General features: G+C 21.8%; 16 protein-coding genes, 3 tRNA genes and 1 pseudogene. 10 read left to right on the top strand and 10 right to left on the bottom strand.

Annotated elements, in window-relative coordinates:
• The first annotated feature begins 8 nt into the window (after positions 1-8).
• The gene (gene murJ, locus RJT30_RS01110; RefSeq protein ID WP_343190155.1) at positions 9-1,538 is read left to right on the top strand and encodes a murein biosynthesis integral membrane protein MurJ; all 1,530 of its coding nucleotides are present in this window, start codon (positions 9-11) and stop codon (positions 1,536-1,538) included.
• A gap of 22 nt (positions 1,539-1,560) precedes the next feature.
• On the opposite strand, the gene RJT30_RS01105 is transcribed toward murJ, so the two are convergent.
• Positions 1,561-1,645 (bottom strand) — tRNA-Ser (locus tag RJT30_RS01105).
• Between the two features lie 141 nt (positions 1,646-1,786).
• On the opposite strand from RJT30_RS01105, the gene RJT30_RS01100 reads away from it, so the two are divergent.
• A tRNA-Cys gene (locus RJT30_RS01100) sits at positions 1,787-1,857 on the top strand.
• Between the two features lie 22 nt (positions 1,858-1,879).
• Positions 1,880-1,963: transfer RNA gene (locus RJT30_RS01095), tRNA-Leu, on the top strand.
• Here RJT30_RS01095 and RJT30_RS01090 read toward each other — a convergent pair.
• From RJT30_RS01090 to zwf, 5 genes are all read right to left on the bottom strand, one after another.
• Positions 1,945-2,976 carry a methyltransferase gene (locus RJT30_RS01090; RefSeq protein ID WP_343190154.1) on the bottom strand — a complete coding sequence of 344 codons (1,032 nt, stop codon included), beginning with the start codon at positions 2,974-2,976 and terminating at the stop codon, positions 1,945-1,947. The two genes, RJT30_RS01095 and RJT30_RS01090, sit on opposite strands and share 19 nt — an antisense overlap.
• 131 nt (positions 2,977-3,107) lie before the next feature.
• The gene (gene tsaB, locus RJT30_RS01085; RefSeq protein ID WP_343190153.1) at positions 3,108-3,692 is read right to left on the bottom strand and encodes a tRNA (adenosine(37)-N6)-threonylcarbamoyltransferase complex dimerization subunit type 1 TsaB; all 585 of its coding nucleotides are present in this window, start codon (positions 3,690-3,692) and stop codon (positions 3,108-3,110) included.
• A gap of 36 nt (positions 3,693-3,728) precedes the next feature.
• A complete protein-coding gene (locus tag RJT30_RS01080; protein ID WP_343190152.1) occupies positions 3,729-5,291 on the bottom strand; it encodes a TerC family protein in 1,563 nt (520 codons plus the stop codon).
• A gap of 123 nt (positions 5,292-5,414) precedes the next feature.
• Positions 5,415-6,302, bottom strand: coding sequence for a protease HtpX (gene htpX, locus RJT30_RS01075; protein ID WP_343190151.1), 888 nt, complete (start codon positions 6,300-6,302; stop codon positions 5,415-5,417).
• 172 nt (positions 6,303-6,474) lie between these two features.
• On the bottom strand, positions 6,475-7,944 hold the full coding sequence (gene zwf, locus RJT30_RS01070; protein WP_428994217.1) for a glucose-6-phosphate dehydrogenase: 1,470 nt from the start codon (positions 7,942-7,944) through the stop codon (positions 6,475-6,477).
• A gap of 339 nt (positions 7,945-8,283) precedes the next feature.
• Between zwf and pyk the strand changes: the two genes are divergently transcribed.
• A complete protein-coding gene (gene pyk / locus RJT30_RS01065) occupies positions 8,284-9,726 on the top strand; it encodes a pyruvate kinase (RefSeq protein ID WP_343190490.1) in 1,443 nt (480 codons plus the stop codon).
• Positions 9,727-9,850: 124 nt separating this feature from the next.
• On the opposite strand, the gene aspS is transcribed toward pyk, so the two are convergent.
• From aspS to trxB, 3 genes are all read right to left on the bottom strand, one after another.
• On the bottom strand, positions 9,851-11,551 hold the full coding sequence (gene aspS / locus RJT30_RS01060) for an aspartate--tRNA ligase (RefSeq protein ID WP_343190149.1): 1,701 nt from the start codon (positions 11,549-11,551) through the stop codon (positions 9,851-9,853).
• Positions 11,552-11,733: 182 nt separating this feature from the next.
• Entirely contained in the window at positions 11,734-11,952 is a 219-nt protein-coding gene (gene infA / locus RJT30_RS01055; RefSeq protein WP_343190148.1) for a translation initiation factor IF-1, read from the bottom strand.
• Between the two features lie 23 nt (positions 11,953-11,975).
• The gene (trxB, locus tag RJT30_RS01050) at positions 11,976-12,953 is read right to left on the bottom strand and encodes a thioredoxin-disulfide reductase (protein WP_343190147.1); all 978 of its coding nucleotides are present in this window, start codon (positions 12,951-12,953) and stop codon (positions 11,976-11,978) included.
• A 184-nt stretch (positions 12,954-13,137) separates the two neighbouring features.
• On the opposite strand from trxB, the gene serS reads away from it, so the two are divergent.
• The 6 genes and pseudogenes from serS (at position 13,138) to tpiA (ending at position 20,402) form a co-directional block, all read left to right on the top strand.
• Complete coding sequence (serS, locus tag RJT30_RS01045) at positions 13,138-14,400, top strand: serine--tRNA ligase (RefSeq protein ID WP_343190146.1); 1,263 nt, start codon at positions 13,138-13,140, stop codon at positions 14,398-14,400.
• Positions 14,401-14,491: 91 nt separating this feature from the next.
• Positions 14,492-15,586: a 3-phosphoserine/phosphohydroxythreonine transaminase gene (gene serC, locus RJT30_RS01040; RefSeq protein WP_343190145.1), complete on the top strand. Its 1,095-nt coding sequence runs from the start codon at positions 14,492-14,494 to the stop codon at positions 15,584-15,586.
• A 54-nt stretch (positions 15,587-15,640) separates the two neighbouring features.
• On the top strand, positions 15,641-16,927 hold the full coding sequence (gene aroA, locus RJT30_RS01035; RefSeq protein WP_343190144.1) for a 3-phosphoshikimate 1-carboxyvinyltransferase: 1,287 nt from the start codon (positions 15,641-15,643) through the stop codon (positions 16,925-16,927).
• Between the two features lie 71 nt (positions 16,928-16,998).
• A pseudogene (gene cmk / locus RJT30_RS01030) lies at positions 16,999-17,693 on the top strand ((d)CMP kinase).
• Between the two features lie 84 nt (positions 17,694-17,777).
• A complete protein-coding gene (gene rpsA / locus RJT30_RS01025; protein ID WP_428994211.1) occupies positions 17,778-19,346 on the top strand; it encodes a 30S ribosomal protein S1 in 1,569 nt (522 codons plus the stop codon).
• 288 nt (positions 19,347-19,634) lie between these two features.
• A complete protein-coding gene (tpiA, locus tag RJT30_RS01020) occupies positions 19,635-20,402 on the top strand; it encodes a triose-phosphate isomerase (protein WP_343190142.1) in 768 nt (255 codons plus the stop codon).
• Between the two features lie 150 nt (positions 20,403-20,552).
• Here the strand turns inward: tpiA and pfkA are convergent, their stop codons facing one another.
• Positions 20,553-21,515: a 6-phosphofructokinase gene (gene pfkA / locus RJT30_RS01015; protein ID WP_343190141.1), complete on the bottom strand. Its 963-nt coding sequence runs from the start codon at positions 21,513-21,515 to the stop codon at positions 20,553-20,555.
• Positions 21,516-21,743 lie beyond the last annotated feature (228 nt).

The following is a 21,743-nucleotide window of genomic DNA, read 5'->3' as shown; positions in this document are numbered from 1 at the left end:
GTAAATATATGTACCTATTAAAATCTATAGTATCAATTGGAGGTATAACTATATTATGTCGCATATTAGGTTTTATTAGAGATTTTTTAATTGCATTTATTTTTGGTGCATCTGCAGAAACAGATGCATTTTTTGTTGCATTAAAAATTCCTAATTTACTAAGAAGAATATTCTCTGAAGGTGCTTTTTCTCAAGCATTTATACCAATATTAAGTGAATATAAAAAACTTGGTGATATAAAAATTATGAATTATTTTATATCTTCAATTTTTGGTATTTTGATTTTTATAATGACATTTATAGTAGGTTTTGGTGTTTTATTTTCATCTTATTTAATTAAATTAATTTCACCAGGTTTTATACATGATCTTAATCAATTTAATTTAACTAAAAATTTGTTGCAAATAATGTTTCCTTATGTTTTTCTAATATCTATAGTAACTTTTTACACAGCAATTTTAAATATTTGGAATATTATTATTTTACCAACATTATTACCTGTAATATTTAATTTAAATATGATTATTTTTATTTGGTATATATTACCTTATTTTAACAATCCTATATATATTTTGGCTTTTTCTGTTGTATTTAGTGGTGTATTTCAATTGTTATATCAATTTTTTTTATTATATCAAAATAATTTACTAGCTCTTCCTAGAATTGATTTTAAAAATAATGGTTTGTTACGTGTATATAAAAAGTTTTTAACAGCTATTTTTGGAGTTGCTACAATTCAAATTTCACTTGTTATAAATAATATTTTTGCCTCTTTATTAGTATCTAAATCACTTTCATGGATATATTATGCAGATCGTTTAATGGAATTTCCAGTAGCTATTTTAGCAGTTTCATTAACTACTGTATTATTACCTTTATTATCAGATAGTTATGTTAAAAACAAAAATAAAAGTAAATATTTTGGTTTACTAGATTGGGGTATAAAACTAACATGTCTTTTATCTATTCCAAGTGCTGTTATATTAGCTATATTATCTGAACCAATAGTAAAAGTTTTATTTCAATATGGAAATTTTACTGAATATGATAGTTTAATGACAAGTCAAATATTATTTATTTATAGTTTTGGTTTAGTGGCATTTATATTAGTTAAGATTTTGTCTTTAGCTTTTTATTCGCGTCATGATACAATAACTCCTATGAAAATATCTTTACTTTCTGTTATTATTACACAATTATTAAATGTTTTTAGTATTAATATTTTTAAACATTGTACTTTTGCAATTTCTTTGAGTTTAGGTTCTTGGATTAGTGTAATATTATTATATTATAGTTTACATAAAAAATATAATTTTTCATTAAATTATAATTTTTTCAAATTATTGTTTAGTATATTTATATCTGTTATAACTATGTCTGTTGTTATTATTCAATTATTACACATTAATCCTAATTGGGAAGTTAGTAGCACTTATTTAAAAGTTTTATATTTAAGTTTAATATGTTTTTCTTCGGGTTTTTGTTATTTATTTACTATTTTTTTGTGTGGATATAGATTACATGATTTTATTTTTTAAAAAAAATTAGTTTTATTTTAAATAGAGGAGGAGAGATTCGAACTCCCGGATAATTTCTCATCGATGGTTTTCAAGACCATTGCCTTAAACCACTCGGCCACTCCTCTTTAAACGCTTTTAAATAATAAACTTTTATTTTAAAATTGTAAAGTTTTTTTTTTTTTTTTATATTTTTTTATATTTTTTATTCAAATAAATAATAATATATTTGACTTTTTTAATTTAAAATAGGTATAATTAATAATATTGGCGCGTTGGCAGAATGGTTATGCAGCGGACTGCAAATCCGTTTAACCCGGTTCAATTCCGGGATGCGCCTTTTTATTATTTTTTACATTTCTGCCCGGATGGTGAAATTGGTAAACACAAGGGATTTAAAATCCCTCGGCTGTATAGCTTTGCGGGTTCAAGTCCCGCTCTGGGTATTATTTTTTAAATAAAATTGGTAAATACAAAATTTTTTGTTTTTTTTATAAATAAAAAAGTTTTTATTTATTTTTCTAATAATATTTTTTGAAATAACATTATTTACAACTATTCTTAAAAAACCATTTTTTTTGATAAAATATTTAAAATTATATAATATTTTTTTAAAAGTATATAGATTAATTTTTAAATCATTATGTATTGGTGGATTGCATACAATAATATCATATTTTTTATTTATATTTGAAAATATATTACTATATATTATTTTATATTTTTTATTATTTATTTTTTTACTTAAAATATTTTTTTTAGTAACTATTAAAGAATTTAAACATATATCGGAAAATGTTATATTTATTCTATTATATTTTTTTAATAAATAAATTCCTAAAATTCCTATACCACAACCTAAATCTAAAATATTTCCTTTTATTTTTTTTTTAAAAGTGGATAATAAAAATAAACTACCTTGATCAATTTCATTGTAACTAAAGACACCTGGTAAAAAAAAAAAATTATTTTTGTTATTTTTAATTATTTGAATATTTTCCGTATGTTTATTGTTTTTAATAAATCCTTGTATAAATATACAGTGTCTAATATTTATAAATTTTTGAAATTGTATAAAAGAATTTAATTCTTTTTTTACACTTTTAATACCAGAATTCTTATCACCGATAATATAAATAATGCATTTTATAGGTAATAATTTTATTAGTTTCTTGATTTCAACTAAGGATTCTTTTTTATTTTTAGACCAAAAAAAAATAATACAATTTGAAAATTTAAATATAATTTTTTGTATTCCAAAATATATTATGTATTTTTTTTTAAAAAATGGCACATATTTTAAAAAATCGTATTTTTTAATAAAAATAATAAATTTTTTTTTTTTTAAAAAAAAAGGTAATATATTCTGTATATTTCCATAAATAATAGTTTTTTTTTTAAAAAAATATTGATATTTTATTATTACTTTACTAGAATTATTTAAATTTTTTTTTTTCATAATTTATTTTTATTTAAATATATAAATTTTATTATAATGAAAATAATTTAAATATTATAGTATTTTAAAATTTTTAAATTTATTTATAAGTTATTTAATATTTTGTATAATTTGTATTGTATATTTTATTTTTAAAATTTATTTAATAAAAATATAGATACAAGATCTTTAGTATCAGGATATATATATTTTTTTTTGTTTTTACATCTTGTGCAAAAAATATTGTTGTTAATATAATTTAATATATACCATTTTTTTTTTATGTATTTGCATACTTTATGTATTTTTTCATTATCGTATGTTTTTTTTTCTTTTTTCATCCATTTTTTTTTTTTAACATATTGAATAAAATAAAATTTTTTATATGTTGCAGATATTAAAAAAATTATTTTTTTTTTTTTTTTAGTTCTCCATACTTTTTCTAATAACGATTTTATTTTAGAAATTCCAATATAAGGTATTTTATATATTAAATAAAAAGTTTTTATTATACTAAAAGATATTCTAATTCCTATAAAAGATCCAGGTCCCTTAGAAAATATTATATATTTTAAATTTTTAATGTTTTTTTTTTTATAATATAAAATATTTTTAATTAAAATTAATATTTTTGAATTTTTTATTTTTTTATGTATTATAGATATTGTATAGTAACAATCATTTTTAAATAATGTAATGGAGCATTTTTTTGTTGAATTATCAATAGATAATATCATTATTTATCCTAATTATAGTTAATACATATAATTTTATTAAATATCTTCACTTGGATAATATTTTATTCTTACTAGATTAATTCTATATTTTGTAGATTCTAAAATATGAAAATGTAATGATGATAATTTAATAATTTCTCCAGAGTACGGTAATCTCCCTTGTTGTGAAATTAAAAAACCTGCTAATGAAGCATGATTGGTGTCTTTGTTAAAATTAGTTATGTTTAATGTTTGTTTTAGATAATATATATCAGTACTTCCTTTAACTAACCAACAATTTTTTTTTTCATTTATTATATCTGGGGTTTCATCCGCATCTGGGAATTCTCCTGCAATTGCTTCTAAAATATCTACAGGGGTTATTAAACCTTGTATAACACCAAATTCATTATTAACTATTATTAAATTACCTTTAGAACACTTTAAAACATTTAATACGTTTATAGGATCTAAAGTATCTGGTATGATTATAGGTTGATTTTTAGATGCAAAATCTAATATATCATTTTTATTATCCAATGCAAATAAAAATTCCTTTGCTCGTACCACTCCTATAATTTCATCTAATTCTTGTTTACAGACAGGAAATAAACTATGCGGAGTATCTAATAGTTGATTTCTTATTTTTTTATGAGGTTGATTAATATTTATCCAAGAGATTTCATTCCTTGGTGTCATAATACTACGTATTGAACGTATTGCTAAAGTTAATACTCCATGAATCATATATTTTTCTTCTGCTTGAAATGAATCTTTAGAAATAAGTAATTTACTGTTTAAGTTGTTATTTTCCAAATTTTCATTTGTTTTTTTAAATTTTGTTTCTTCTTTCATAAATCTTAAGATTGCTGCTGCTGCTCTTTGTCTTAGTGGTAAACTAGATTGATATATAACAGAGTTTCTTTTTGCGATTTGATTAAATAATTCGATTAAAATAGAAAAACTAATTGATGTATACAAATAACCTTTAGGAATTTTTGCTCCTAAAGCTTCTGCAATTAAATTTAAACCAATCATTAATAAAAAACTCAAACATAATACAACTACTGTTTTATGTAACAAAATAAAATTTGTTAATTTTTTTGATGTTATTAACATAATAATCATAGAAATAATTACTGCAATGATCATTATTGATAAACAATTAACCATGCCTACAGCGGTTATTATAGAATCCATTGAAAATACAGCATCTAATATAATTATTTGTATAATAACTGCCCAAAAACTAGCATTATTTTTGTGTTTTTTATTATCATCTTCATTATGTTCTAATCGTTCATGTAGTTCAATAATTGCTTTAAATAATAAAAAAAAACCTCCTAATAATAGAATTATATCTCTAATAGACAAACAAAAAAAACTGTTGCTAATTATAGGAGTTGTAAATGTTACTACCCATGATATAATGGATAATAAAATAAGTCTTGTAAATAATGCTAAACTTAAACCAATAGTACGTGCTCGGTTTCTTTGTGATCGGGGTAATTTTTCTACTAAAATAGCAAGAAAAATTAAATTATCTACTCCTAAAATAATTTCAAGTATAATTAATGTAAATAAACCAATCCAAATTGACGGGTTTAAAAAAAAATCCATTACATGCTCCATAAAATTATTTTTATTTTAAATTTATTTTAAATATAGTATAATATTTAAAATTAATAAAATTATAAATTTATATTATTGAAAGAGAGAATATAATTCCCTCTTTTATTATTATTATAAAATTTTTATATATGTTTTATTATTTAATGCTGATATGCGTACATCTAATGGAGGATGAGATAAAAACAAATTAGATAAATATTTAGATTTTCCATGAATACATAATGAAGAAATACTAGAATTATCTATAGGTTCATTGCTCATTTTTAATCTTATTAAAGCAGATATCATTTTTTCTGTTCCTGCAATTTTAGCTGCTCCTGCGTCTGCGTAAAATTCCCTTCTTCTTGAAAACCACATAGTTAATATACTTGCTAAAATTCCTAAAGTTAATTCTAACATTGTTGATAAAATAAAATATATAATTGTTGGTTTTTTGGATGTTGTACTTTCTTCTTTATTAAATTCAAATACATTAGAAATAATTTCTGCAATAAATTTAGAAAAAAATATTACAAAAGTATTTACTACCCCTTGTAATAATGTCATAGTTACCATATCACCATTAGCAATGTGACTAATTTCATGTGCAAGAACTGCTTCTATTTCTTCTAATTTCATCTTATTTAATAATTCAGTAGAAACTGCTATTAACGCATTATTTTTATTTGGGCCAGTTGCAAAAGCATTGATTTCAGAATTTTTATAAATTACTGTATCGGGAGTTTTTATACCTGCTTTAATCGATTGATTTTTAATAGTTTTTATTAACCAATTCTCAATTTCATTATTTGGTTTTATTATTATTTTTCCATTAATCGCTCTTAAAGCAATCCATTTAGATAATAATAATGATAATAAAGATCCTCCAAAACCAAAAACAGAAGATAAAATAATTAATTCATAATGTTTTGCAATATTAATTCCAGTAATTTTAAAAATTATACTTAATAAAAACACAACAGATAAATTAGTTAATGTAAATAATATAATTCGTGTCATATAATTTCAACCTTTTTATAAACTATTATATATCCTTTAAAAAAAATTGTTAATATATAAATTATATAGTAATATAATATTATTTAATATTTCAAATATATTTTATAATATATTAAATATTTAAGTATTTATTATTTCTTCCACTTAAATAATTTTAAATAATTTAAAATTATTAACATATATTCCAACTTCTACCATCTTTTTTTAATAATTCTATAGAAGATTGCGGTCCCCATGTACCAGCAGGATATAATTCTGGTTTTAATTTAATTTTTTTATATGCATTTATTATATTATCAATCCATTTCCAAGAAGCTTCTACTTCATCTTTTCTTACAAAAAGTGCTTGTTTTCCAATCATACTGTCAAATAGCAAACGTTCATAAGCATCTGGTATTGTTTTTTTTTTAAATAATTTAGAATATTTGGCAGATAATTTTATTTCTTTTAGTTTATAAGTGGAATCTATATCTGGAACTTTATTAATAATATTTATATATAGACCTTCATCAGGTTGTAATTTTATTACTAATTTATTTTGTGGTATGTTTTTTAATGAATTTTTAAATAAATTGGTAGGTGTATTTTTAAAATATATTGCAATTTCAGAATTTTTTATTGGTAATCTTTTTCCAGTTCTTAAATAAAAAGGTACACCTGCCCATCTCCAATTATTTATATTAATTTTCATACAAACAAATGTTTCTGTATTACTTTTTATATTAGCATTAAATTCTTTTAAATATGATGGAACTAATTTGTTATTTATATATCCTTCAGAATATTGTCCTAGAATTATTTTTCTTTTTATGTTTTTTTGATTTATTGGTTTTAATGATTTTAATATTTTCACTTTTTCATCACGAATACTGTCTGCCGACAAATCTAAAGGAACAGACATAGCAACAATACTTAATATTTGTAATAAATGATTTTGTACCATATCTCGAATTTGCCCAGATTTATCAAAATATCCCCATCTTCCTTCTATACCTATATTTTCAGAAACAGTAATTTGTATGTGATCAATATTTTTATTACTCCAATTGTGAATAAATAAAGAATTTGAAAAACGTATAGCTAATAAATTTAATATTGTTTCTTTTCCTAAATAATGATCAATGCGAAATATTTGAGATTCTTTAAAATATTTTCCTACTTTATCATTAATATATTGTGATGATTTTAAAGAATCACCTATTGGTTTTTCCATTACAATTCTAGATGATATATTATTTAAATTATACATAGCTAAACCTTTACAAATCATACCAAAGGTGTTAGGAGGCATTGCCAAATAATTAATAATTGTTTTATTTTTTTGATCAAACATTTTTTTTAATTTTGAAAAATGATCTATATAATTAACATCAATATTACAAAAATATAATTTTTTTCTAAATTTATTCCAAAATTTTGTTTTAATAGGTTCGTTCATAAATTTTTCTAAAGCTTCATGAACCATTTCAGAATAATTTTCTTTATTCCAATTTGCTCTTCCAACTCCGATTATTTTTGTGTGTTTATTTAGTTTTTTGGTTTTTTCTAATTTATACAATGATGGTAGAAGTTTTCGTCTTGCTAGATCTCCTTTTGTACCAAAAATAACTAAATCATATGCTAAATATTTTTCTGTCACTATTTTTTCCTTAAATTGCTTGAAAAATAATATATTTTAAATTTATATAAATTAAATTAATTAAAATATTTATTATTTTTTTAAAATATCAGTATTATTATTTTATATAAGAATGATATGCGTATTCTAATAATATACAACTTATAAAATAAAATTATTGTATTTGCAATATAAATTTAATATGAAATAATTATATTATGTTACATATTTTTACTTAAATAAAAATAATATTTATAAAATATTTTTTAATATCATAATTTTTTTAAACAAATGTTAAACTTAAGAATTAATTTTTTATATGATTTTGATATAAAATATTTTATTTTTTAAAATAAGGATAAAATTTTGAAAAGAATGAGAAGAACAAAAATTGTTGCTACTTTAGGTCCATCTACTGATTATCGTAATAATTTGAAAAAAATAATTAAATTAGGTGTTAATGTATTAAGGTTGAATTTCTCTCATGGAACACCGGAAGATCATATTCGAAGAGCAAATAATGTTCATTTAATAGCTAAGAAATTAAATATGCATGTAGCTTTGTTAGGAGATTTACAAGGACCTAAAATTAGAATTTCTAAATTTAAAAAAAATAAAATTTTACTTCAAAAAGGTAATATTTTTACTTTAGATGCGGATTTAAATATTTATGCAGGAGATGAAAGAAGCGTAGGCATTGATTATAAAATGTTACCGCAAGATTTATTTCCAGGGGATATTTTGTTATTAGATGATGGACGTGTGCGATTAAAAGTAATAAAAATTATTTTTTCAAAAATTATCACTATGGTTACTGTTGGTGGTTTTTTATCTGATAATAAAGGTATTAATAAATTAGGAGGAGGGTTATCAGCAAAATCTATAACAAAAAAAGACTATAGAGATATAAAATTAGCAGCAGGTATTGGTGTAGATTATCTAGCAGTATCATTTCCAAGATGTTGTGATGATATAAAATTAGCTAGATCATTAATTAACAAATTAGGAAGTAATGCAAAAATTGTGGCAAAGATTGAAAGAGCAGAAGCAGTATTTAATGAAAAAAATATGAAAGAAATTATTTTATCATCTGATGCTATTATGGTCGCAAGAGGTGATTTAGGAGTAGAAATTGGTGATCCAGAATTAGTAGGAATTCAAAAAAAATTAATTCGTACTGCTAGGAGAATGAATAGGGTGGTTATTACAGCTACACAAATGATGGAATCTATGATTAATTTACCTTCTCCAACAAGAGCAGAAGTTATGGATGTAGCAAATGCTGTCTTAGATGGTAGCGACGCAGTAATGTTATCTGCTGAAACAGCTTCTGGAAAATATCCTGTAGAAACTGTTAAAGCGATGAGTAAGGTTTGTATAGGTGCTGAGAAAGTTCCTAGTATTAATGTCTCAAGACATCGATTAGATATTAAATTTACAGATATTGAAGAATCCATAGCTATGGCTGCAATGTATTCAGCAAATCATTTAAAAGGAGTTTCCGCTATTATAACTTTAACTGAATCCGGAAACACTCCTTTAATGACTTCGCGTATTACATCTGGTTTACCAATATTTGCCTTATCACGTCATCAAAAAACTTTAAATTTGGCTTCTTTATATAGGGGAGTAACACCTATTTTTTTTGATAGTTATAAAAATTCTAATGAAATTTCTAGTGAAGCGATAAAATTATTATTACAAAAAGGTTATTTAACACCTGGTGAAATAGTTATTTTTACTAATGGAGAAATTATGAGTCAAACAGGCAAAACAGATACTATAAGAATATTAAAAGTTTATTAGCAAATTTTAAAATTTTTTAAAAATAATTTATATACAAGAAATTTAATAATAAAAAAGATTATATGTAATTATATAAACAGAAAAAATTATTTTTCTACTCAATAAGTTATATTACTTAATAATTTTACTTTAATAATAAATTAATTGGTGCATCACTTACTGGACAAATAGCAGCAGTTGTTTTTGGAAACGCGATAACTTCACGAATACTTTTGCTATGTGTTAATAGCATAGTAATTCTATCTAATCCAAATGCTATACCTGCATGAGGTGGTGTGCCATATTGTAATGCTGTTGTAAAAAAACCAAATATTTTTTTTTGTATTTTTTTCTTTAATTGAACTATATCAAATATTTTTTTTTGGAGATTTTTATTATTAATACGCACTGATCCACCACCTATTTCATATCCATTAATTATTAAATCATAAGAATCTGAAATAATTTTTTCTGGATTTTTTTCTAAATCTTTTAATATAAAATTTTTTGGGGCAGTAAAAAGATGATTAGTGCAACATAATTTATTTTCTTTATTTTTAATAAATAATGGAAAGTTAATAACCCATAATGCTTTCCATTTTTTATATTTTATTATATTTAATTTTTCACCTAATTTAAATCGTAATTTTGTTAATTTGTTATTTGCTTTGTTTTTTTCATTTGCTATTAAAATTAATACATCATTATTATCTATTTTATTGATATTTATTATTTCTTTAAGTATATTTTGTGAAATTATTTCTTTTATGTTACTTATTATTTTTATTTTTTTAAAATTTGTATTTTTAAATTTTATGAAAAATATTTTTTTTTTATTGTTTTTTTTAATTATCGTCTTATATATTTCTTTTTGATTTTTTAAATATTTATTAGGTAGATGTATTGCAGCTACTCTATTTATGTTATTTTTTTTTAAATAAAAATATTTTTGATATTTTGTTTTTTTAAAAAATTGTGTTAATTCTATAATTAATAGTGGATTTCTTAAATCTGGTTTGTCAGAACCATATAATAATAATGCTTTATCATATGTTATAATTTTAAATTTTTTAAGATTTATATTTATTATTTTTTTAAATAATTTTTTTATCATTTGTTCCATAATATTACGTATTTTTGAAGAATGTACAAATGACATTTCTATATCTACTTGTGTAAATTCTGGTTGTCTATCTGATCTTAGATCTTCATCACGAAAACATTTAGCAATTTGATAATAACGATCTATTCCAGAAATCATTAATAATTGTTTAAATATTTGTGGCGATTGTGGTAATGCATAAAATTTATTTTTATATATACGACTAGGAACAATGTAATCTCTAGCTCCTTCTGGAGTTGATTTAGTTAAAATTGGTGTTTCTATTTCTAAAAAATTTCTTTTTTCTAAAAATTTTCTTATAAAACTAGTTATTTTATTTCTTATTATGAATTTTTTTAATACTTTTGGGCAACGTAAATCTAAATAACGATATTTAAAACGTATATCTTGATTTTTATTATTATATAAATCTATCGGCAAAGGTTTGGATTTATTTAAAATATTTATTTTTAATGCTAGTATTTCGATTGTTTTTTTAAAGGTTTTTATTTTTTTTTGTATTATGCCTATAACTTGTATGCAAAATTCGTTTCTTAATTTTTTTGCTTGTTGAAAAGAAATATTATTTTTATAATCACAAAATATTTGAATTGAGCCTTTGCAATCACGAATTTTTAAAAAAATAATTTTTCCTAAATTAATATATTTTTCAACCCAACCGCAAACTTTAACTATTTTACCTATATCTTGATAGTTTAATTTTCCGCAATAATGTGTTCGCATATGTCTCTTAAATAAAATATTTTTTTATTTTAAAATAATTTAATTTTTTAATATATTAAATAATATAATTATAAAATATTTTTTAATATTTAAATCATGTAAAAATAATAATAATTTATTTATTATTAAAATAAATTTTATTTTTTTTTTAAATTTGTCTCTATATTTTTATTTTATTATATTTATCTACTTCTAAAAATTATACGTCCTTTATATAAATCATATGATGTTAATTCTACCACTACTTTATCTCCTGTTAAAATTCTTATATAGTTTTTTCTCATTTTTCCAGATATATGTGCAGTTATAATATGACCATTATCTAATTTTACTCTAAACATAGTATTTGGTAATGTATCGATAACTGTTCCAGAAGCTTCAATATTTTCTTCTTTTATCATATTTTATTTTCCTTTTATATAATTTATTTTTGTAATTGTTCTAAATAACGTGAAGCATCTATCGCAGCCATGCATCCGCTAGATGCTGAAGTAATAGCTTGTTTATAAACATGATCTATTACATCACCTGCTGCAAATATTCCTGGTATATTGGTTTGAGTAAAATTACCATGATTTCCAGATTTTACAATAATGTACCCATTATTCATTTTTATTTTTTTATTAAATATATGAGTATTAGGATCATGCCCAATAGCTATAAATAAACCTTCTATATTTATTTTTTTTTTAAATTTTATATCTTTTTTTGAAATAATTTTAATTCCTGTAATATTATTTTCATTACCTAATATTTCTTTAATTGTGCAATTTAAATATAAATCGATTTTTTTTTCATTAATTTGTTTCATAACACGAGAAATTAAAATTTTTTCTGCACGAAATTTTTTGTTTCTATGTATAATATATATTTTTTTAACAATTTTAGATAAAAATAAAGCATCTTCTAAAGCAGTATTACCTCCACCAACAATAGCTACTTTTTTATTTTTAAAAAAAGGTCCATCGCATATTGCACAAGCTGATACCCCTTTACCTTTATAATATTCTTCTGATGGTAATCCTAGATACCTTGCAGATGCTCCAGTTGCTATAATTAAAGCATCAGATTGATATTCAGTATTATAACCAAACATTGAAAATGGTTTAACATTTAAATTTACTGTATTTATATGATCATTAAATATTTTAACATTATTTTTTTTAACTTGTTCTTGCATTCGATTCATTAATTTTAAACCACTGATATTATTTATTTCTCCAGGCCAATTTTCAATATGTTCAGTTTTTATTAATTGCCCTCCACAATCATTTCCGGTAATTAAAAATGGTTTTAAGTTCGCCCGTCCAGCATAAATACCTGCTGTATAACCTGCAGGACCAGAACCTAAAATTATCAATTGACTATATTTTATTTTTTTATCTATTTTAAAATTTTTCATATTATTGTATATTAAACTAATTAATTATTTTAAATAAATTAAATAATATCAAATTTTTACATTATATTAAATAATTGATTTTAATTTTTTTTTAATTATATACTTAAATTTTATTTTTATATACAATTATATATAAAAAATAAATATAATTGTATAATATAAATATTTAATTTAAGAAATAATTATGATTAATGTTAAATTATTACGAAATAATCCTAAATTAATTGCATCAAAATTGTGGCGTAGAATGTTTTTTTTAAATACTAAAAATATTATTAATATAGAAAAGATTCGAAAATTTTTACAAATTGAATTAGAAAAATTACAATATAAATATAAAATTATAATTACAAAATATAATAATGATAAATATAAAAAAAATTTTTTTTTAAATGAAAAAAAAAAAATTTCTTTTTTCTTAAAAATAATATATAAAAAATTTTTAAAATTTAAAAAAAAAATTAAAAAATATTATTCTTATATACCTAACGTTCCAGATTCACACATTCCTTATGGAATAAAGTATGAAAATAATAAAATAATAAATCAATGGGGTCAAATCAAAAAAAATAAGAAATATAAAAACTATATGCAATTAAAAAAAAAATTTTTAGATTGGGAAAGTGCTCAAAAAATAACTGGTTCGAAATTTACATTTATAAAAGGTAATATGGCTTTATTACATAGAGCATTAGGTCAATTTATGTTAGATTTACATACTTTTAAACATGGATATACAGAAACTTATGTTCCTTACTTAGTTAATAAAAAGAGTTTATATTGCACTGGTCAAATACCAAAATTTACTAATAAGTTATTTCATATATTAAATTCTAAAAAAAAATATACTTTGATATCTACTGGTGAAATACCTTTAACAAATACTATGCGAAATACAACTATTTTAAAAAAATATTTGCCAATTATGTTAACTACAAAAACACCTTGCTTTCGTTTAGAATCAAAATCTTATGGTCGTAAATTGAAAGGATTAATACGCATGTATCAATTTGATAAAGTAGAATTAGTTCAAATGACTTCAAATAAAGAATCATTCTATACATTAGAAAAAATTACAGTACATGCAGAAAAAGTTTTACAATTATTACAATTACCATATAGAAAAATATTATTATGCGCAGGTGAATTGGGTTTTGGTTCTACTAAAACATATGATTTAGAAGTATGGTTTCCTTCACAAAAAAGATATAAAGAAGTGTCATCTTGTTCTAATATGAAAAATTTTCAATCTAGAAGAATGAACGCAAAATATTTTTCAACAAATAATTCAAAAAAAAAAAAATTATTACATACTCTAAACGGATCAGGTTTAGCTTTAAGTAGGATTTTAGCAGCTATATTAGAAAATTATCAAGATAATTTTGGTAATATTAAAATACCTAAGATTTTAAGTAAAAAATATATGAATGGACTAAAATTTATATAATTTTAAAATAATTATTTTAAAAATAAATACAAATATCATGATTTTATGTTTTTTAAAAAAATATAGTTTATAAAATAAAAAAGGTTCATTGATGAAAAAAATATATAACTTTAATGCTGGACCCTCTATGTTACCTAAAGCAGTTTTACTAAGAGTTAAAAAAGAACTTTTAAATTGGAATAAATTAGGTGCTTCTGTAATGGAAATTAGTCATCGTAGTATAGATTTTATAAATTTAACTGATAAAATAAAAAGAAATTTAAAGAAATTATTAAATATTCCTAATTCTTATAAAATTTTATTTGCTCCAGGTGGTGCTAGAGGTCAATTTTCAGCTATACCTATGAACATTACACGTAAATTAGACACTGTAGATTATATAGTTGGAGGACATTGGTCTAACGAAGCATATATTGAAGCTAAGAAATTTTGTTTACCTAATAAAATTAATGTTCGTGAAAATTTTTTTGGTAAAGAATATATTACACATTTTAATAAATGGAAATTAAGTAAAAATAGTAAATATGTACATTATTGCCCAAATGAAACTATTGAAGGTATAGAAATTTTAAACAACCCAATAGGTAATAATTTTGCAAATAAAATAATTATTGGTGATTTTTCATCTACTATTTTATCTAAACCTATAAATGTTAAAGAATATGGTATAATTTACGCTAGTGTGCAAAAAAATATAGGTCCTCCAGGAATCACTTTAATTATAATTAAAAAAAGTATTTTATATTCTAAAAGAAAGGATATTCCTTCTATTTTAGATTATAAAAATTTATTAAATTATGATTCTATGTTTAACACACCTGCCACTTTTTCTTGGTATGTCTCTGGTTTAGTAATTAAATGGTTAATTAAAAAAGGTGGAATTGATTTTGCAAGTAAATTAAATTATAAAAAATCAAAATTGTTATATAATTTTATTGATAAAAGTGATTTTTATAATAATAATATACATTATAATAATAGATCTACATTAAATGTAATATTTAATATTTATAATACTAATTTAAATAATTTATTTTTAAAAGAATCACGTGATGCAGGATTAATAGCATTAAAAGGACATAATTTAATTGGTGGTATGCGTGCTTCTATTTATAATTCTATGCCTATAAGAGGTGTAAGAAAATTAATAAAATTTATGAAATATTTTGAAAAAAAATATGGATAATGAAAATATTAATGAAAAAATATAATTTTATTATATTTTATGGAATTTAATGCAATGAAAAAAAATATTACTTTAAAATCTATATCTTCTATTTCGGGTTTGATTAAATTACCTGGTTCTAAAAGTATTTCAAACAGAGTGTTACTTTTATCCGCTTTATCCAATGGAATTACTACAATAAAAAATTTATTACAAGCTGATGATGTTTCATGTATGTTAAATGCATTAAAAATTTTAGGAATTAAAACTGTTGTTTCTAATAATGGTTCCGAATGTAAAGTTTTTGGAATAGGTAAAATTCCAAAAGTTTTAGAATTTTCTAATTTTTTTTTAGGAAATGCTGGTACAGTCATCCGTCCTTTACTTGCAGTTTTATCTATACCTAAACATCAATTAGTTCTTACTGGTAACTCGAGAATGCAAGAAAGACCGATTGGACATTTAGTTGACGCTTTAAGACAAGGTGGAGCAGTAATTAATTATGTTAATAATTCCAATTATCCACCAATATTAATTAATGGAGGATTTGAAGGAGGAGAAATATTTTTAAATGGAAATATTTCTAGTCAATTTTTAAGTGCTTTATTAATTGCCGCTCCAATGGCTAAAAAAAATACAAAAATCACAATTATAGGTAATTTAGTTTCTAAACCATATGTTGATATGACTTTAATGTTAATAAAAAAATTTGGTGTATGTATAAAAAATAAAGATTATAAAATATTTGAAATTTCAGGTAAACAAAATTATTCTACTATTGGAAAGTATTATGTTGAAGGGGATGCATCAGCAGCATCGTATTTTTTAGCTGCAGCAGCAATTAAAGGAGGTAAAGTTGTTGTTAAAGGTATAGATTTAAAAAGTATTCAAGGAGATATTTATTTTGCACATATTTTAAGGAAAATGGGAGCAATAATAAAATGGAAAAAAAACCATATTATTTGTATTAGGAAAAATTTATATGGAGTAGACTTAGATATGAATCATATACCTGATGCAGCTATGACTATTGCTATAGTTGCGTTATTTGCACAAGGTGTTACAACAATACGTAATATATATAATTGGCGAGTAAAAGAAACAGACCGATTAAAGGCTATGTCTATAGAACTTAAAAAGATAGGTGCGTTAATAATTGAAGGAAAGGATTTTATATCTATCATACCTCCTAAAAATTTTTTATTTTCTAGTATAGAAACATATGAAGATCATCGTATGGCAATGTGTTTTTCATTAATATCATTATCAAACCAATCAGTAAAAATCATTGATCCTTTATGCACTTCTAAAACTTTTCCTCAATATTTTGAATTATTTAATAACATTAGTAAAAAAAAATAAATTTATTATATTAATTATATATTATAATAAAAAATTAAAATATATTTATAATTAACTATAAGGAAATAAAAATGTTAATGATTCCAATTATTACAATAGATGGTCCAAGTGGTTCAGGAAAAAGCTCTTTATGTGCCGCTATAGCAAAAAAAATTAAATGGGAAAGTTTAAATTCCGGATTCTTTATAGATTACTTGCTTTAGAAATATGTAAAAAAAAAATAGTTTTAACAGAAAAAAGTGTTTGTAAATTTTTAAAAAAATTCTTTATTTACACTTCTTATGAAATATTACGAATTAAAATGAATACAATAGATAATTATACAAATAATTACAAAAATTTTTTTAATACATTATCTATTATTTCGCAATTTGCTAAAGTACGTAAATTATTATTATCAATTCAACGTGAGTTTGTCAAACCTCCTGGTTTAATTGCTGAAGGTAGAGATATGGGTACATTAGTTTTTTCTAATGCTGTATTAAAATTTTTTTTAGATGCGAATTTAGAACATAGAGCGTATAGAAGGAAGTTAGAGTTGCAAAAAAAGGGTTTTAATGTTAATTTTGAGGAAATTTTGTTAAATATGTGGGAAAGGGATAATAAAGATTCTAATAGAAAAATATCTCCTTTAATACCTGCAAAAAATGCAATTATATTAGATTCTACTTTTTTAAATTTTAAACAAATATTTAATATAATGATGCAATATATTAAAAAAAATACAATTATACGTACTATTATGAACCATCATTCTACTTTATAATAAAGGAATGTTATAATTATATAAACAAATAGTATATTAAAAAGGATATTTAATAACTGTTCAGAAAAATATATTATAGTGTGTATGACTAAATCTTTTGCTGTATTATTTGAAGAATCTTTAAAAAAAATAAAAACCCAACCAGGTTCAATTATTCGCGGTGTTGTTATTTCTATAACAAAAGATACAGTTTTAGTTGATGCAGGTTTAAAATCTGAAGCTTTAATTCCAATAGAGCAATTTAAAAATTCTGAAAATATCTTAGAAGTTCAAATTGGTGATAAAGTGGATGTTTCTTTAGATGCGATTGAAGATGGTTTTGGTGTAACTATTTTATCTAGAGAAAAAGCAAAAAGACATGAATCATGGTTAATTTTAGAAAAATCACATATAGATAATGCTACAGTTTTAGGTAAAATTAATGGAAAAGTAAAAGGAGGCTTTACAGTAGAACTAGGTGATATAAGAGCTTTTTTGCCTGGTTCATTAGTAGATGTCAGACCTGTTAGAGATACTATGCATCTTGAAGGAAAAGAATTAGAATTTAAAGTTATAAAATTGGATCAAAAAAGAAATAATGTTGTTGTTTCAAGAAGAGCAGTTATTGAATTAGAACATAATGCTGAAAGAACGCAGTTGTTAAAAAAATTATTTGAAGGTGTTGAAGTAAAAGGAATTATTAAAAATTTAACTGATTATGGCGCTTTTGTAGATTTAGGTGGTGTAGATGGATTATTACATATTACAGATATGGCTTGGAAAAGAGTTAAACATCCTAGTGAAATTGTAAGTGTAGGACAAGAAATTATTGTTAAAGTATTAAAATTTGATAAAGAAAAAACAAGAGTTTCATTGGGTTTAAAACAATTGAGTATTGATCCATGGATATCTATTTCTAAACGTTATCCTGAAAATACAAAATTAAACGGAAGAGTAACTAATTTAACAGATTATGGTTGTTTTGTAGAATTAGAAGAAGGTATAGAAGGTTTAGTACACGTTTCAGAAATGGATTGGACAAATAAAAATATTCATCCTTCAAAAGTAGTAAAAGTTAATCAAATAGTTGAAATTATGGTTTTAGATATAGATGAAGAACGTAGAAGAATTTCTTTAGGTTTAAAACAATGTACTATTAATCCATGGAAAATTTTCTCTAAGACACATAAAAAAGGTGATCATGTTATAGGTAAAATTAAATCTATTACAGATTTTGGAATTTTCATAGGATTGAATGGTGGTATTGATGGATTAGTGCATTTATCAGATATCTCTTGGATTTTAAGTGGAGAAGAATCTGTTAAAAAATACAACAAAGGTGAAACAATTTCTGCTGTAGTATTGCAAGTAGATTCAGACCGTGAAAGAATCTCCTTAGGTATTAAACAATTAACAGAAGATCCGATAAATTATTATGTAAAATTGTACAAAAAAAACAGTATAATTAACGGTGTAGTTTTTAAAATAGATAATGAAAATACTGTAGTGAAATTATCAGAAAATATTAAAGGTATTATTAAAAATAATGAATACAACAAAAATAAAAATATAAAAACAAATCTATATAATTTACATGATACAATAATGGTTAGAATTTCTAATATTGACCGTAAAAATCGTATTATATTTTTATCTTATATATCTAAAAAATAAATTTTAAAAAAAATCTAATTACACCAAATTTAAATATTTTATATTATTTAAAAATATTATATTAAATTATATTTTACATAATTAAATTTATATTTTAATATCATTGGTCAAATTTATAAAATACATTTTTTACATTGTTTTATATAGTATATTCAATATTAGATTAAATTTTTAGAATGTATTTTATAAGTATAAATATTTTATTTAATTAATAAATTTATATAATTATAGTTTTATTTATTATAATTATATCATTTATCAACAAAATTAATTATGAGCGTAATAATTATGAATAATAATATATTAATTACAGCAAACTGGAAATTAAATGGTGAAAAAAAAACAATTAAAAAATTTTTACAATTATTAAACACCTTTTTATTTGTTAAATTATACCCTTGTAAGATTATTTTTTCTCCTCCTTTAATTTATCTTAATTTAGCTAAACAGCTTATTACATATAAAAATTTACATCTTGCTGCGCAAGATGTGGGAGTTAATTCTTTAGGAGCATTTACTGGAGAAATTTCTGCTTATATGCTAAAAGATATAGGTGTAGAATATGTAATTATAGGACATTCTGAGCGTCGTTTATATCATTGCGAAAATAATATTTTTATTGCAAAAAAATTTAAAATAATTAAAGAATCTGGTTTAATACCGATTTTATGCATAGGTGAAACATATGAACAAAAAAAAAATAACGAAACTGAAAAAGTTTGTAAAGAACAAATTGATATAATTATTGAATATTGTGGTCAATATGCTTTTAAAAATACTGTTATTGCTTATGAACCTATTTGGTCTATTGGAACTGGTAAATTACCTACTCCTTATGAAGTACAAAAAATTCATGCATTTATAAAGTATTATATAGAATATAAAAGTAAATTTATTGATATTTCAAAAATTACTGTGCAATATGGTGGATCTGTTGATGGAACAAATATACAAAATTTTTTAAAAGAAAAAGATGTTGACGGTGTTTTAATTGGAGGAGCTTCTTTAGATTTTTATAAATTTTCTAATATTATTACTTTATCAAATAATTTATAATTATCAATTAATTTTATTAATGTTTCAAATGGTATTATTAATTTTTTAGTAATTATAATATATTATATTTTTGTAAAAAATTACAATTTACTTATTGTAAATAAATAAATTATAATTTTTTATAAATATAAATTTATGAAAGAATATATCTTAATATAATTTTTTTACTAATTTTAGCCAATCACATTTAAACGGTTTTTTTAAATTTTTTAAAGCATAAATAATATCATTATGTATAATTTTTTCATTTTTTATTCCTATACATCTACCGGAATATCCTTGCAATAATAATTTTATCGCATAAGCACCCATTCTCGAAGCTAATATTCGATCATAAACTGATGGAGACCCGCCTCTTTGAATATGACCTAATACTGTCGCTCTAGTTTCTTTTGCAGTTTTTTTTTCTATATATTTAGCTAATTTTTTTACATCATATATACATTCTGTAATTATTATTATTGCGTGTTTTTTGCCATTTTTAATATGTTTTTTAATTTTCAGAATTAATTCTTTCTTTTTAAATTTCATCTCTGGAATAATTACAAATTCACAACCTCCAGCAATAGCAGCAGATAAAGCTAAATCACCACAATTTCTTCCCATAACTTCAACAATAGAAATTCTTTGATGTGAAATAGAAGTATCACGTAATCGATCTATAGATTCAACGATAGTTTCTAATGCTGTGTAATATCCTATAGTATAATCCGTTCCAGGAATATCATTATCAATGGTACCTGGAATGCCAATACATGGAAAACCCATTTCAGTTAATTTTTTTGCACCTAAGTATGATCCATCTCCTCCAATTACAACTAAAAAATTAATATTTTGATCAGTTAAATTTTTTATTGCCACAGATTGTATTTTTTTTTTTAGAAATTTTGGAAAACGAGATGAACCTAATATTGTACCACCTTTATTAATAATATTAGAAACACTAAATTTGTTTAATTTAATCATTTTGTTTTCATATAAACCTAAATATCCATCATATATACCAAAAACTTCTAATTTAGAATTTAAAGCACTTTTTACGACACTACGTATAGCTGCGTTCATTCCTGGAGAATCTCCACCACTAGTTAAAACTGCTATTTTTTTTTTCATATTGTTTATTTTATTCCTGTATAATTAATAAAATGTATATTTTAAATAATTTTTTTAAATAAATATAAATAATACATAGTACGTGTATTTAAATTTAAAATATAAAATTAAATAAAATAGTTATCAATAAATTTTAAAACATATAAATACAAATATTAAAATAAAATTTAAATATTTTATATAAATAGTTAAATAAATTAATTACAATAATTTTAAAAATTTTTATAT

This window comes from Buchnera aphidicola (Mollitrichosiphum nigrofasciatum) (genome assembly GCF_039388045.1).
Lineage (GTDB): Bacteria > Pseudomonadota > Gammaproteobacteria > Enterobacterales > Enterobacteriaceae > Buchnera_K > Buchnera_K aphidicola_B.
Note: the sequence above shows the minus strand (reverse complement) of the source record. Positions and strands in the feature narration are given on the sequence as shown.